The sequence below is a fragment of the Pseudomonas sp. LBUM1673 genome (assembly GCF_059695645.1).
On the sequence record NZ_CP166780.1, the window covers coordinates 880,227 to 894,902 of the forward strand.

13 protein-coding genes are annotated in these 14,676 nt (G+C 59.1%); 5 read left to right on the plus strand and 8 right to left on the minus strand.

The features are described from left to right. Nucleotides 1–215 precede the first annotated feature (215 nt). From ACA044_RS03885 to ACA044_RS03905, 5 genes are all read right to left on the minus strand, one after another. The gene (locus tag ACA044_RS03885) at nucleotides 216–3,026 is read right to left on the minus strand and encodes an FAD-binding and (Fe-S)-binding domain-containing protein (RefSeq protein WP_497445235.1); all 2,811 of its coding nucleotides are present in this window, start codon (nucleotides 3,024–3,026) and stop codon (nucleotides 216–218) included. After that, on the minus strand, nucleotides 3,023–3,694 hold the full coding sequence (locus ACA044_RS03890) for a LutC/YkgG family protein (protein WP_497445236.1): 672 nt from the start codon (nucleotides 3,692–3,694) through the stop codon (nucleotides 3,023–3,025). Before ACA044_RS03890 ends, ACA044_RS03885 begins: the two co-directional genes overlap by 4 nt. After that, nucleotides 3,694–5,148 (minus strand): LutB/LldF family L-lactate oxidation iron-sulfur protein, encoded by a 1,455-nt coding sequence (locus tag ACA044_RS03895; RefSeq protein ID WP_497445237.1) that lies wholly within the window; start codon nucleotides 5,146–5,148, stop codon nucleotides 3,694–3,696. Before ACA044_RS03895 ends, ACA044_RS03890 begins: the two co-directional genes overlap by 1 nt. Beyond that, nucleotides 5,145–5,969, minus strand: coding sequence for a (Fe-S)-binding protein (locus tag ACA044_RS03900; protein WP_497445238.1), 825 nt, complete (start codon nucleotides 5,967–5,969; stop codon nucleotides 5,145–5,147). Before ACA044_RS03900 ends, ACA044_RS03895 begins: the two co-directional genes overlap by 4 nt. Before the next feature lie 151 nt (nucleotides 5,970–6,120). After that, entirely contained in the window at nucleotides 6,121–7,812 is a 1,692-nt protein-coding gene (locus tag ACA044_RS03905; RefSeq protein ID WP_497445239.1) for a lactate permease LctP family transporter, read from the minus strand. Nucleotides 7,813–8,074: 262 nt separating this feature from the next. Between ACA044_RS03905 and ACA044_RS03910 the strand changes: the two genes are divergently transcribed. Continuing rightward, complete coding sequence (locus ACA044_RS03910) at nucleotides 8,075–8,842, plus strand: GntR family transcriptional regulator (RefSeq protein ID WP_497445240.1); 768 nt, start codon at nucleotides 8,075–8,077, stop codon at nucleotides 8,840–8,842. A 119-nt stretch (nucleotides 8,843–8,961) separates the two neighbouring features. Here ACA044_RS03910 and smpB read toward each other — a convergent pair whose 3' ends face one another. Then, nucleotides 8,962–9,444, minus strand: a complete 483-nt coding sequence (gene smpB / locus ACA044_RS03915; protein WP_018929470.1) for an SsrA-binding protein SmpB — start codon at nucleotides 9,442–9,444, stop codon at nucleotides 8,962–8,964. Between the two features lie 118 nt (nucleotides 9,445–9,562). Here smpB and ACA044_RS03920 point away from each other — a divergent pair, with 118 nt between their 5' ends. The 3 genes from ACA044_RS03920 to ACA044_RS03930 are packed head-to-tail and all read left to right on the plus strand — an operon-like array spanning nucleotide 9,563 to nucleotide 11,715. Then, nucleotides 9,563–10,966, plus strand: a complete 1,404-nt coding sequence (locus ACA044_RS03920) for a sodium-dependent transporter (RefSeq protein ID WP_497445241.1) — start codon at nucleotides 9,563–9,565, stop codon at nucleotides 10,964–10,966. Between the two features lie 7 nt (nucleotides 10,967–10,973). Beyond that, nucleotides 10,974–11,408, plus strand: coding sequence for a type II toxin-antitoxin system RatA family toxin (locus ACA044_RS03925; protein WP_497445242.1), 435 nt, complete (start codon nucleotides 10,974–10,976; stop codon nucleotides 11,406–11,408). Then, nucleotides 11,401–11,715 carry an RnfH family protein gene (locus ACA044_RS03930; RefSeq protein WP_497445243.1) on the plus strand — a complete coding sequence of 105 codons (315 nt, stop codon included), beginning with the start codon at nucleotides 11,401–11,403 and terminating at the stop codon, nucleotides 11,713–11,715. The genes ACA044_RS03925 and ACA044_RS03930 overlap by 8 nt, the downstream gene beginning before the upstream one ends. Nucleotides 11,716–11,775: 60 nt before the next feature. On the opposite strand, the gene ACA044_RS03935 is transcribed toward ACA044_RS03930, so the two are convergent. Then, complete coding sequence (locus ACA044_RS03935) at nucleotides 11,776–12,303, minus strand: outer membrane protein assembly factor BamE (RefSeq protein WP_497445244.1); 528 nt, start codon at nucleotides 12,301–12,303, stop codon at nucleotides 11,776–11,778. A gap of 97 nt (nucleotides 12,304–12,400) precedes the next feature. Between ACA044_RS03935 and fur the strand changes: the two genes are divergently transcribed. Continuing rightward, nucleotides 12,401–12,805 carry a ferric iron uptake transcriptional regulator gene (gene fur, locus ACA044_RS03940; RefSeq protein ID WP_003197684.1) on the plus strand — a complete coding sequence of 135 codons (405 nt, stop codon included), beginning with the start codon at nucleotides 12,401–12,403 and terminating at the stop codon, nucleotides 12,803–12,805. A 75-nt stretch (nucleotides 12,806–12,880) separates the two neighbouring features. Here the strand turns inward: fur and recN are convergent, their stop codons facing one another. Then, nucleotides 12,881–14,554, minus strand: coding sequence for a DNA repair protein RecN (recN, locus tag ACA044_RS03945; protein WP_497445245.1), 1,674 nt, complete (start codon nucleotides 14,552–14,554; stop codon nucleotides 12,881–12,883). Nucleotides 14,555–14,676 lie beyond the last annotated feature (122 nt).

Here is a 14,676-nt window from a genome sequence, read left to right on the forward strand (position 1 = left end):
GAGTGAAAGACTTTTCCGGGAGGCGGGTACAAAAAAAGGGCAAAAATGCCTGATGCCTGTCAGTTAAGACGCGGAACCTGTGGGAGCGGGCTTGCCCGCGAAAGCGGTGTGTCAGGCAATATCAATGTTGATTGTACTGCCGTCTTCGCGGGCAAGCCCGCTCCCACAGGGATTGCGTATTAGGCGTTATTGCCCCTTCTTTTTGTGCTTCGGTGTCAGACCGCTTTGGCCTGTGTCACCCGATCCACCAGATAGACCAGTCCGTGATAATCAATTCCACCGTGTTGCGTCAGACCAATCTCACAGGTGCGGCTGGTGGAAATCCCCTCACTGCATTGCTGTACCGCGTCCTTGAGCGTGCGTAACGAATGGGCATTCAATTCCGGGGTGGTGAAGCCCTTGTCGCCGGCAAAACCACAGCAGTGAATGCCTTCCGGAATGACCACGTTGTTACTGCATTTGCGCGCAAGATCGATCAACGCCTGGCTCTCGCCGAGATGCTGCGTGCTGCACGTGACGTGTACCGCGATCGGCGCATCCTGGGGGGTGAAGTCGAGACGGTCCATCAAGTGAGTGCGGATGAAACGCACCGGCTCGTACAGGTCCAGTCGCACGTCGCCCAAGTCCTGAACCAGCCGCAAGGTACAGGGGCTGGTGTCGCAATAGATCGGGTCGAGCCCGCCGCGGCTGGCGTGCAGCAGTGCGCCGATCAGTTCCTGGCGTTTGTGTTCGGCCTGTTCAGCGTAGCCTTTGGAGGCGAATGGCTGACCGCAGCAGAGGTTGTCCTGATTGTCTGGAAAGACTACCTGGTAACCGGCCTTTTCCAGCAGCCCACGGGTTTTGTCGTACAGCGACATTTGCTCTTTATCGCCCGCCGCCGGGCCCATGACCCGCGACACGCAGGCCGCCAGGTACACCACCCGAGGCCGCTCATCCGACACCGCCGGGCTGAGACGAATAGCCCTTTCCGGCTGTGGCATGGCGTTGGTCCATTGCGGAATTTGACCCTTGGACAACCGTGTCAGCGATGCTGAAAGCTTTGCCAGACGCGGCGCTCCCAGCAGCATCCGCGCACCGTTGGCCACGTGCAGGGTGAAGCGCGCGCCTTGCAACGCCGTGGCGAAATTGCCTTCAATCCAGTTGGCGGTTTTCGTATGGGTTGCCTTACGGCTGCGGAGCTTTTTCACCAGCTCGCCGGTGTTGATTCCCACAGGGCAACGTTGTGCACACAGGCCCGTGGCAGCGCAGGTATCGATGCCCTGGTATTCGTAGGCGTGTTCCAGTTCGGCGGTGTCTGTGCCTGCGCGCTTCTTCGCCTGGATGTCACGCCAGATCACGATGCGCTGGCGTGGGCTCAAGGTCAGGCCTTTCGACGGGCATACCGGTTCGCAGAAGCCGCATTCGATGCACTTATCCACAATCTCATCGGCGGCCGGCAGCGGTTTCAGATGCTTGAGGTGGATCTGCGGATCGTCGCTGAGCACCACGTCCGGGTTGAGAATGCCGTTGGGGTCGAGCAGGCGTTTGAGCTGCCACATCAACTGATAGGCATCGCTGCCCCATTCCAGTTCGACGAAGGGCGCCATGTTGCGGCCGGTGCCATGCTCGGCTTTCAGTGAACCGCCGAATTCAACGGCCACCAATTGCGCCACGTCGTCCATGAACGCCTGGTAGCGTGCGACTTCTTCCGGGCTGTTGAAGCCTTGGGTGAAGACGAAGTGCAGATTGCCTTCCAGGGCGTGTCCGAAAAGGATTGCTTCGTCGTAGTGATGTTTGTCGAACAGCTCGATCAAGCGATTCACGCCGATGGCCAGTTGTTCTACCGGGAAGGTCACGTCTTCGATGATCACCGTGGTCCCGGTTTTGCGCACCGCGCCGACGGCGGGGAAGGTGTCTTTGCGGATCGCCCAGAGCCGGGCGTTTTCCACCGGGTCTTCGGTGAAGTCGACTTGCTTCTCCACTGGGAAACCCGTCAGTGACACCATGATTTGCGCCAGTTGCTCTTGCAGCAAAGAGGACGAAGCAGCGCGGGATTCGATCAGCAGGGCGCAGGCATGGGTCGACAGTTGTTGTACGAAAGCCGGCATGCCGGGCTTGTCCTGCACCGAGCGCAGACTGCGACGGTCCAGCAGTTCCACGGCCGACACCGGTTGGCTTTTCAACACGGTGACTGCGTTGCAGCAGGTTTCCACATCCGGGAACACGATCAGCGCCGAGGCCTTGTGCGGATGGTCGATCACCGTGTCGTAAGTCACCGCGCTGATAAAGCCGAGCGTGCCTTCGGAGCCCACCAACAAGTGGCTCAAGATATCCACAGGCTCGTCAAAATCCACCAGGGCATTGAGTGACAGCCCGGTGGTATTTTTCAGACGGTATTTGTGGCGGATTTTCGCAGCCAGTTCGGCATTGGCGCGGGTCTCGCGGCCCAATGTCGCCAGACGTTCCAGCAGCTCGGCGTGGCTCTCACGGAAGGCCGCCACACTGGTGGTGTCTTCGGTATCGAGACGGCTGCCATCAGCCAGTACCAGACGAATCCCGGCCAGCGTGTGATAGGTGTTCTGCGCCGTGCCGCAGCACATGCCGCTGGCATTGTTGGCGACGATGCCGCCGATTTTGCAGGCGTTGATCGACGCCGGATCCGGACCGATCTTGCGTCCGAACGGCGCCAGCCAGGCGTTGGCTTGGGCGCCGATCACGCCTGGTTGCAGACGGATTTGCGTCCCCTGGCCACGGATCTCGCGGCCGTTCCAGTTATCTCCCAGCACGATCAGCACCGAATCGCTGATGGCCTGGCCAGAAAGGCTGGTGCCGGCGGCGCGGAAGGTCACCGGGACCTGATCCCGTTGCGCCAGTTTGAGCAGCGCCACCACTTCGTCTTCGGACTCGACGCGGATCACCAGTTTCGGAATCAGCCGGTAGAAACTGGCGTCGGTACCGAAGGCCAGAGTCGACAGCGGGTCGTCGAAACGTCGCGCCTCAGGAATCAGTTGCTGCGCATCTCGCAGGAAAGCCGCCGGTAGACTCATTGGTCCTCCAGGATCAGAACCACCAGGTCTTTCGGGCCGTGTGCGCCGTAAGCCAGGACTTGCTCGATGTCGGCGGTCTTCGACGGGCCGGACACCAGCAAGGCGTTGGTCGGCATGCCTTGGGCCCATTCGAATTCCTGTTGCACCTGATAGAAGTTGTCGCGGATCTCACTGGCCTTGAGCAGGGCAAAATGCACCGGCGGCACCAGACTCATCAGGCGCGGTTCTTCCCGCGTCGGCCAGAGAATCAGGCTACCTGTCGCGGCGATCGCGCCGAGGGTGGTGGTCAGGCTGGCCGGGGTGTCGTTGAACAACTCGGCTTTCCATTCCTCGACCGGACGGTCGTAGGCTTTGAGTGTCGGCAGACCAGGATTTTTCGCCCAGTGCTGAGTGACACGTTGACCGTGGGGTGTTGTCGGCGCTATCAACAGGCTCGGCAACTGACGATCCCGCAGCAGTTGTGCGAGCAATTTGGGCCAGCCTTCTCTGGACGTCAGATGAATTTCGGTGTGCACCGCTTCCATCAGTTTGCGCAGTTGTGGGATACGTTGCTCTGGCGTGTAGGTGTAGGGTTCGGTCACCAGTTCGACATCGAAGTTGTCAGGCGCCGGTGTGGCGCCCGTCAGACTGTTGCGCAACTTGGCGAGGATGTTTTGCTTGGCGTTCATCAACGGTCTCCCTGTTTGGCCAGATGTTCGCGGGCCATGTCATGCAGTGAGCGGGCCGCGGGTTTCGGTGCGCTGTGGTTCTGGGTCCACGGGCCGACGTTGCTCGGCGTCAGCGCGCGCAGGCGAGTGGCAAAGAAGCCGAACAAGCGATAGAGCGTTGGCGAGCTGTTGAGCTTCGCCCAGGCGTTCCAGATAAACCGTTCTTTGCGCGAGTACTTGCTGCCTTGGCCGCGCATCACTTGATTGGGGCTGTCCGGGGCTTTGACGTTCTCTTCCCGTAGGCGACGAAGCAATGCAGGGATCGGAATTTTTACCGGGCAGACTTCACCGCAGGCGCCGCACAATGACGACGCACTCGGGTGGTCGGGGACTTTCGCCAGGCCGACCATGTGCGGGGTGATGATTTTTCCGATAGGCCCAGGGTAAACCTCCCCATAGGCATGGCCGCCGATTCGGGTGTAGACCGGGCAATGATTCATACAGGCGCCGCAGCGGATGCAGTTCAGGGTCTGGCGCAGTTCGCTGTCGGCAAACGCCTGGCTGCGACCGTTGTCCAGCAGTACCAGATGCACTTCCTGCGGGCCGTCGAGTTCATGTTCCTTGCGTGGCCCGGAGATCATGTTGACGTAGGTGGTGATCGGAATGCCCAGGGCCGAGCGGGTCAGCAGCGACAAGAGCGGGACCACGTCACGCAGGTTTTCCACAACTTTTTCGATACCGGTGACGGCGATGTGCACCGGTGGGACCGTGGTGGTCATCCGTCCGTTACCTTCGTTTTCCACCAGCAGCAAGGTGCCGGTTTCGGCCACGGCAAAGTTGACGCCGGAGACGCCGATGTCCGCTTCGAAGAATTTCTGCCGCAAGACCCTGCGACCGATCTGAATGAGTTGGTCAACGTCCTTGGTGTACTCCACGCCAAGTTTGTCGTGGAACAAGGACGCGACCTGACCGGCATTCTTGTGGATCGCCGGCATAATGATGTGTGAAGGTTTCTCGTGGTCGAGCTGGACGATGTACTCGCCCATGTCCGATTCCAGGCATTCAATGCCCTGTTCAGCGAGGACATGGTTCATCTCCATCTCTTCGCTGACCATCGATTTGCCCTTGATCACTTGCCGCCCCTCGTGAGCGCGGATGATCGATAAGACGATGCCATTGGCCTCGTCCACCGTTTCCGCCCAGTGCACTGTCACACCGTTGCGGGTCAGGTTCTGTTCAAGCTGCTCGAGCAGGTCGGGCAACTTGGATAGCGCGCGGGCGCGGACAGCATTGCCCAGCGCTCGCAAATGTTCTCGCTCAAAGGCATCGCTGAAGGACGCTGCCCGTTTGCTCATCAGTGAATCCATCGCGCTGCGAAAGTTGTTTCGCAGTTGCGTGTCAGCCAAAGCCTTGTGAGCCCGGGCGCGAAAATCTTCTTCTACGGCAACCGTAGGAATCAGCGTGGAGGTGCTCATTGGGCGCCTCCGGTACGCTGCCACAGGAAACTGGCCAGATGCTGACCGCGTAATGCTTCCTGCTGTTTCTCCAACGAGCCATTGATGTTCATCAGGCAACCGCAGTCGGCACTGAGCACCTTGTGCGCGCCGGATTCCTTCAATGCTCGGGTCTTGTCAGCCACCATCGCGCCGGAAATGTCCGGCATACGGACGCTGAAAGTTCCACCAAAGCCACAGCATTCACTTTCGTGGCTGTGGTCGACTCGCTCCACATTGCTTAGCTGCGCCAACAACTCACGGCCATGCAGATGGGTATTCATTTCACGGCGTGCCGAGCACGACGTGTGCAGTGCCACTTTGACCGGCTCGCCGCTGTCCTTGAGCTGCACCTTGCAGACAAACAGCAGGAACTCGGTCAGTTCGTAGGTCCGTGCCGCGAGGGCCTGAACCTGTTTCAGCGTTTGCGGCTCGTCCTTGAACAAGTCGGCGTAGTGTTCACGCAACATGCCCGCGCAAGACCCTGACGGCACCACCACCGGATAATCGCCGGCAAACAGCGTCAATTGTGAGCGCGCCACGGTCCGGGCCTGTTCGGTGTAACCCGAGGTGTAGGCCGGTTGCCCGCAGCAGCTTTGCCCTTGCGGGTATTCGACACGAATGCCTTCGCGTTCCAGCAGGTGGATCGCGTCCATCCCGGCTTCGGGGTAGAACAGATCCACCACGCAGGTCCCGAACAGGTAGACCCGGGCCGGTTTTTCGCTGGGGTATTGCCGAGGCTCTGGCAGTGGCGGGGCGACGCGGGTCGCGTTCGGCACAGCGTTGTAAAAAAGCTCGCTCATCAGGCGTGTCTCCGGGTGGTCCCGGTTATCCGTCCACTGAGGCTGCTGAATATAGAGAGGGAAGCTTTCAGCTGCCTTGCAGACCCGGTTGTGAATAGCTGACGCCGGGGACGTAACCCGGCGTCGGTTTTTTCCGTGTTGCGTGTAGTTCTTAGTGCACCAGCATGCCGGTGAACCAGTAGGCCTGAGCCAAAGTGATCAGGCCGACGATCGTTGCAAAGAATAGGCTGTGCTTGAGGGTGAAGCGGAACAGGTCCGATTCTTTGCCCACCAGCCCGGTCGCGGCGCAGGCCACGGCGATCGATTGCGGCGAAATCATCTTGCCGGTCACGCCGCCGCTGGTGTTCGCCGCCACCAGCAAGGTGTCGCTGACGCCGATCTGGTGCGCGGTGGTTGCTTGCAGCGAACTGAACAGTGCGTTGGACGAGGTATCGGAACCGGTCAAGAACACACCCAGCCAGCCGAGGAATGGCGAGAAGAACGGGAACGCCGCGCCGGTGCCTGCCAGTACCAGAGCCATGGTCGAAGACATGCCCGAGTAGTTGGTGACGAAGGCGAAGGCCAGCACCATGCCGATGGACAGAATCGGCCAGCGAAGTTCGTAGAAGGTCTCTTTAAGAGTGGTAAGACCAATTTTTAAATTGATCTTCAGCACTAGCATCGAGATGAGTGCAGAGAAGAAAATCGCCGTGCCGGTCGCGGAAATCGGATCGAGCTTGAACACCGCCGGAATCGCCGTGGGGGCGGTTACGATCGGGGCGACTTTGATCACCATTTGATCCAGGTGCGGAATCGCGAAGTTGAACACCCAGCCATACATCGAGCCGCCCGCAGCGAACATGGCTTTGAACGGTTTCAGCGTCCAGAGGGTGACCAGTACGGTGAGGATCAGGAATGGCGACCAGGCTTTGAAAATTTCCCCCAGACTGTAAGGCGAAGCCACGGTGGTGCGCGGTTGGCCGAAACCACCGGTGCTGGCTACCACGGAAGCCGAGACGGCGCCGACGATGTGTGCGCCTGCGGCGCGTTTTGGTTGCCAGACTTTCAGGAACAGTGTCAGGGAAATCAGGCTGGCCAGCGCCGAGGTGATGTCTGGCAGTTCCGGGCCGATGAAGTTCGAGGTGAGGTACTGGGTGACGGCGAAACTCAAACCGGCCACCAGTGCCGCTGGCCAGGTTTCCCGAACGCCGCGCAGACCGTCCATCATGAATACCAGCCAGAACGGCACGAACAGCGACAGCAATGGCAACTGACGCCCGGTCATGGCGCCGATCTTGAACGCGTCGATACCGGTGACTTGCCCGGCGACGATGATCGGAATCCCCAATGCGCCAAAGGCCACCGGCGCGGTGTTGGCGATCAGGCACAGGCCAGCGGCGTACAGTGGGTTGAAACCCAGCCCTACCAGCAGCGCGGCGGTAATCGCTACCGGTGCGCCGAAACCGGCGGCACCTTCCAGGAAGGCGCCGAAGCAGAAGCCGATCAGCAGCACTTGCAGGCGTTGGTCGTCGGTGATCGACAGCACCGAGCTGCGGATCACTTCGAACTGGCCACTCTTGACCGTCAGTTTGTAGAGGAACACCGCTGCCACGATGATCCACGCAATTGGCCACAGCCCGTAGGCAAAGCCATATCCGGCTGCCGCGAAGGCCATGTCGACCGGCATCTGGAACGCGAAGATTGCCACGGCAATCGACAGCGCCAGGGTAATGCTGCCGGCCACGTGGCCTTTGAGGCGGAACACGGCCAAGGCCAGGAAGAAAAATACGATGGGAATGACGGCCGCGAATGCGGACACGCCGAGACTGCCGAGCGGGCTGTAGAGCTGTTGCCAGGTTTGCATATGGGGTGGCCCCTAATTGTTGTTGGTCAGGCACTGGTCAGCGTTCTTGGATAATTGGTAATACCAATTTACAATCGCTGTTGGCTAGGGTAAAAGCCTTGGATGCGGTGTGTCAATTTGCCGTCCTAAAACTTTTGTCGAATGAGCGGTGCACAAAGCATCTGATCTGTTCGATCAAGCGTCGTCTGGTAGGTGCTGGCGCAGCGCCGATAGGCCAGAATAGAGAGCCCGGCGAGCCGCCGGGATCGTGGAGAATTGAGTGATGGGGTTTGATCAGATTCGGCAGCGCCGTTTGTCTGACGATATTGTCGAGCGACTCGAGGGGATGATCCTTGAGGGCACGCTGAAGGCCGGCGAACGCCTGCCGGCTGAGCGTGCGTTGGCCGAGCAGTTCGGCGTGTCACGCCCTTCGTTGCGCGAAGCGATTCAGAAACTGGCCGCAAAAGGGCTGCTGGTCAGTCGTCAGGGCGGCGGTAACTATGTGGTGGAGTCCCTGGGCTCGACGTTCAGCGATCCACTGTTGCATCTGCTGGAAAGCAACCCCGAGGCCCAGCGCGATTTGCTGGAGTTTCGTCATACGCTGGAAGCGTCCTGTGCTTACTACGCGGCATTGCGTGCCACGGACGTGGATCGCGAGCGGCTGACGGCGGCGTTCGACGAGTTGCAGGACTGCTATTCGCGTCATGACGAAGTGGGTCGGGCGGAAGAGGGCGCGGCGGATGCGAAATTTCATTTGGCGATCGCCGAGGCCAGTCATAACGCGGTGCTACTGCACACCATTCGCGGGCTGTTTGATCTGCTCAAACGCAACGTGGTGACCAACATCGGCGGCATGTACAAACAGCGCGCCGAAACCCGCGACATGTTGATCTCGCAGCACCGGGAGTTGTATCTGGCAATTATCGAAGGAAGGGCAGAGCAGGCGCGAGAAGTTTCCAGTCGGCACATTTTGTATGTGCAGGAAGTGCTGGAGGAGGTGCGTCAGGAAGTGCAGCGCGTGGCTCGGGCGGAGCGGCGCAAGGGAATGTGAATTCCCAAAGCAAAAGATCGCAGCCTGCAGCAGCTCCTACACAGGGATTCGCGTTTCCCTGTAGGAGCTGCCGCAGGCTGCGATCTTTTCGCTGACGCCACAAAACTCAGGCCGAAAGATTAATCTTCCTTGCCCTTGTTGCGCACCGCACGCTGCAATTCACGACCGGCGTCGCGCTCGCGTTCGGTATCACGCTTGTCGTATTCCTTCTTACCCTTGCCCAGGGCAATCTCGCACTTGACCATGTGCTTGCTCCAGTACCAGGACAAGCACACGCAGGCGTACCCTTTTTGCTGCACGGCGGCGGCCAGTTTCTCCAGCTCACGCCGGTTGAGCAGCAATTTTCGGGTGCGGGTCGGGTCAGCGATAACGTGGGTACTGGCGGTCGTCAGGGGCGTGATGTGGCTGCCGAGCAGCCAGGCTTCGCCATCCTTGAGCAGGACGTAACTGTCAACCAGTTGTAGCTTGCTTGCCCGCAGACTTTTTACTTCCCAGCCGGCCAGGACCAGACCAGCCTCGAACCGATGTTCGATGAAGTAATCGTGTCGCGCCTTTTTATTCTGCGCGATGGTCCCTGTTGGGTGTTTCTTCTGTTTAGCCATAGGGGCGGCATTATAGGGAGTTGCAAGCGAGTCGGCTACGGTGACGCTACGTGCTTGAGCAGGTTGATTGAATCCCGGACAATGCGGCCTCTTTTTTGAACGCTTGGGCGTGATAACGATGTCGACAGACAAGGTTTCTGTCCACGGCAGTTGGGCTAGCCGCTGGGTCTTCATACTCGCCGCGACCGGTTCGGCCGTGGGGCTGGGTAGTATCTGGAAATTCCCTTATATGGTTGGCGTCTACGGTGGCGGAGCCTTCGTGCTGGTGTTCCTGGCCTGTATCGCGCTGATCGGTGTGCCCGTCATGCTGGCTGAAACCCTGATCGGCCGGCGCGCGCGGCAGAGTCCGGCCAATGCCTTGAAGGTTCTGGCGCTGGAGGCAGGGCATTCGACGAAGTGGTCCTGGGGCGCATTTGCCGGGATGATCACGGCGTTGCTGATTCTTTCTTTCTATAGCGTGGTCGGCGGTTGGTCGCTGGATTACATCATCGACATGGGTCGTGGCGACTTCCAGGGTGCGACGCCTGATCAGGTCGGCGCCTATTTCGGTAATGTGATCGCCGATCCATGGCGCCTGACACTTTGGCACACGATTTTCATGCTCCTCTCCGCCGTGGTGATCGCCAAAGGCGTGGTCGCCGGGCTGGAGCGCAGCCTGCGGATCATGATGCCGCTGCTGTTCGTGATGGTGATTGTCCTGTTGGGTTACAGCATGACCACCGGCCACTTCATGGAGGGCGTGCATTTCATGTTCGACTTCCACTCGGACAAAGTACTGGATGGCTTGTTGCCGGCGATGGGGCATGCGTTCTTCTCCCTGAGCGTGGGCGTCGGCTCAATCATGATCTACGGCGCCTATATGCCGAAGAACTCGTCGATATCCGGAACCGTCGTGGGTGTGGCGCTGCTCGATACCTTTGTTTCGCTGTTGGCCGGCCTGGCATTGTTTCCGATTGTGTTCGCTGCTGGCCTGAACCCGAGCGAAGGCCCTGGCCTGATGTTCGTCAGCCTGCCATTTGCCTTTGGCAATGTAGCGTTCGGCCAGTTGATGGGCGTAGTGTTCTTCGTGCTGGTAGCGATTGCAGCCTGGAGTTCGGCGATTTCCCTGCTCGAGCCGATGGTGGCTTACCTGGTTGAGCGCACGAAGATCAGTCGCGCCTGGGTCACCTTCTGGCTGGCATTCATCTGCTGGTTCGCCGGCCTGGGTACCGTGTTTTCCTTCAATATCTGGAAGGAGGCCAAGTTTTTCGTGAACGAAGGCGGGATGTTCCATCTCTATCAATGGGGAGCCGCCGGTGGTCTGGACTTCTTTGGTGTGATCGATTTCTTCACCTCGCGGATCATGTTGCCACTCGGTGGTTTGTGTTTCGTGGTGTTTGCGGGGTGGGTGATGGGGCGTGAAGCGGTGCGCGACGAATTGTCGATCCGCCGCCCGGTGTTGTTCGCCCTGTCCCTGTTCTTGATGCGCTATGTGGCGCCCATCGGCATTCTTGTAGTGTTTGCCGCCCAGCTGTGGAAGTAACGCTGACATGACGACACACATTCAACGTTCGGCCCTGCTGCCGTATCCGGCACAAGCGCTTTATGACCTGGTCAACGACGTGGCCCGCTATCCGGAATTTCTGCCGTGGTGCTCGACGGCCGAAGTTCTGGAAAGCTCTCCTGAGCGGATGCGCGCCAGCGTCGGTGTGGCCAAGGGTGGCCTTAGTCAGCATTTCGTGACGCGCAATACCCTGGTACCCGGACGTTCGATCGAGATGAACCTGGAGGAAGGTCCGTTCAGCCAGCTGCATGGCGTCTGGGTATTCAAGCCGTTGGGCGAGAAGGCTTGCAAGATCAGTCTGGACTTGTCGTTCGACTACTCGGGACCGTTGGTACGTGCAACGTTAGGGCCTTTGTTTAATCAGGCGGCAAATACGCTGATGGACGCGTTTTGTCAGCGCGCGAAGCAGATGCATGGTTGAGGCTGTGATCAAGGTCGAGGTGGTGTATGCCGCCGTTGATCGTCAGGTGCTGCTGACTGTAACGGTGCCGGTGGGTGCAACGGTACGGAATGCGTTGCTCATATCCGGCCTGAACAGCGAATTCCCTGAGTTGGACCTGGCCAGTTGTCCGGTCGGGATCTTTGGTAAAGTGATCGCTGAGCCGGCCATTCGTGCGGTTCAGGCAGGGGATCGCATCGAAGTTTACCGGCCGTTGCTCGCCGATCCGAAAGAAGTTCGCCGGTTGCGTGCAGCCAAAGCGGCCGAGGCCAAAGCCAAAAATCAGTGATTCGGTTAAACGCAGACAATAAAAAACCCGGACATGCCGGGTTTTTTATTGCGGCGCAAATTATTGCGGCGAGGTTTCCAGCGGTTCTGGTGTCGGGACTGGAACGGTTTCAACGTTGTCCACGTCCTTCTGGATCTGGTCCAGCAACGAACCTGGCTTGACCGGTTTTTCTGGCTTCGGCTTCTCGGCGTTTTCTGCAGGCGCAGTCACGCTAGTGCCGCTGTCCTTGCCAAGAATAGCCTCGTCGCGGCTCACGCCCGGCATGAAATCACCAGAGAGGCTGACAAGTTGGTCATTTGGGTTGAAGATAACGCTAATGCGTTCCTGTTGGCGTTCACCGCCACCCGGTTGCAGGCTATACAGGTAATCCCAGCGATCGGCATGGAACGTGTCGGTCAGCAGAGGGTTTCCCATGATAAACCGTACTTGCCGGCGGGTCATTCCCGGGCGTAACTGGTCTATCATGTCCTGCGTGACGACATTGCCCTGCTGGATGTCGATTTTGTAAACCCCGGGGAATGAACAACCGGCGAGTGCGAGCAGTCCCACAAAGGTGAAACTGGTTAGCAAGAGCTTGGTGTTTTGCATCGGTGGGCGACTTCCACTATCTTGGCTGGGACAACGTAAACGCCGATCATACCCGCATTAAGAGAAGCTGCGAAGCAGCATCGCGAGAAAGCTGACCATGGTTGAAAATAGCGAACTACGCAAAGCCGGCCTCAAAGTGACCCTTCCACGGGTCAAGATTCTGCAAATGCTCGATTCCGCCGAGCAACGCCACATGAGTGCCGAGGACGTCTACAAGGCGCTGATGGAGGCTGGTGAGGACGTCGGTCTGGCCACGGTTTACCGTGTTCTGACCCAGTTTGAGGCAGCTGGCCTTGTGGTGCGGCACAACTTCGACGGAGGCCATGCGGTCTTCGAGCTGGACGACGGCAAGCATCACGACCATATGGTCAACGTCGAGACCAGTGAAGTGATCGAATTCTTCGACGAAGAAATCGAGCGGCTGCAGAAAGCAATCGTCGACAAGTATGGCTTCGAGATGGTTGATCACAATCTTGTACTGTACGTGCGCAAGAAAAAGTAAGCATGTCGCGCGAACCTCAGGTTTGCGAAACGAGCGAAGGCGACCCCAGGGTCGCCTTCGTGCTTTCTGCCGTTCTTAAATTTTTGCGGTAACGACCATTTTTTTCGCGTGGGCCAAGGACTCCTTGGTGAGGTCGATGCCGCCCAGCATCCGTGCCACTTCTTCGACACGATCATTCTTGCTCAGCTTGGAGACGGCCGTATGCGTGGCGTCTTCACCGCGAACCTTGTGCACAAATAGATGTTGATGCCCCTGCGCCGCCACTTGCGGCAAGTGAGTCACGGTCAGAACCTGTCCGCGTTCCCCGAGGCGTCGCAGCAACTGGCCGACAATCTCGGCGGTCGGGCCCCCGATACCCACGTCCACTTCGTCGAACACCAGTGTCGGTACGCGCGAAGTCTGTGCAGTAATCACCTGGATCGCCAGGCTGATACGCGACAGCTCGCCACCCGATGCCACTTTTGCCAGGGCTTTCAAAGGTTGCCCCGGGTTGGCGCTCACCAGCAGTTCTACCTGTTCGAGCCCGTTGGGCAGCAGTTCGTCGCTGCTGTTGGGGCGCAGTTCGATGGTGAAGCGGCCGCCAGGCATGCCCAGGCGCTGAATCTCCTGCTCCACGGCACTGGCCAGGCTGCTCGAGGCTTGATGACGCAGATCGCTCAACTCCCGAGCCTTCTCCTGGTAATGGCGGGCGTAGGAGGCCAGCTCAACGCTCAGTCGTTCGATGGATTCGTCGTTGGCATTCAGTGTTTCGATTTCATCGAGTAGCTTCTGTTGCATATCCGCGACTTCGGTCGGCTGGATGCGGTGTTTGCGCGCCAGGGTATAGATCGCATCGAGACGCTCTTCCAGGTATTGAAGGCGGGCCGGGTCGGCGTCGAAATTATCGAGAAATCGGTTCAACTCGCCCACGGCTTCTTCAACTTGAATCTGCGCGCTGGTCAGCAGGCTGCTGGCTTCGCCCAGGGCGCCGATCGAATTGTTCACGCTCGATAGGCGGTTGAGGCTGGCGGTGAGTGCATTCAGTACGTTGCCGGAATCACTTTCGCTGCATTGTTCGACCACTTGCCGACAAATGCCCAGTAGGGTTTCGGCGTTGGTCAGGTTCTTGTGTTCCTGCTCGAGTTGCTCCAGCTCGTTTTCGCCGAGGCCAAGGTTTTCCAGCTCTTCGAGTTGATAGCTGAGCAACTGATGACGAGCGCGCTGTTCATCGCCGGAGTTGGAGAGACGTTCCAGTTCCTGGCGGGTCTGACGCCAGCGTTGGGCGGCCAGCTGCACTTGGCGGGCCAGGTCCGTGGCACCGGCGTACTCGTCAAGCAGACGGCGGTGGGTATCGGTTTTGAGCAGGGATTGGTGTTCGTGCTGGCTGTGGATATCGATCAACAACTCGCCCAGGGCCTTCAGGTCACCGAGGGGGCAGGGGGTGCCATTGATGTAGCCGCGTGAGCGCCCTTCGGCGGTGATCACTCGACGCAGAATGCACGGGCCGTCGTTTTCGAGGTCGCGCTCGGCCAGCCAGGCACTGGCTTCCGGGATGTCGATCAGGTCGAAGGTGGCCAGGATATCGGCCTTGTCGGCGCCCGGGCGGACCACGCCGCTGTCGGCGCGATCGCCCAGGGTCAGGCCGAGGGCGTCGAGCATGATCGACTTGCCGGCGCCGGTTTCCCCTGTGATCACGCTCATCCCGCGATCGAGTTCGAGATCGAGATGTTCAACGATGGCGTAGTTGTGTACAGACAGGTGCACCAGCATAAAGGCCGCTCCCAGGCTTTAGGTCTGGTTATTTATACAGTGTTTTGTTTCTGGCTGACAATGCCCCCTCTTAGGTCGATTTGCTTGATTGAAATAAATCCTTAGCGCGTCAAGGAATGACA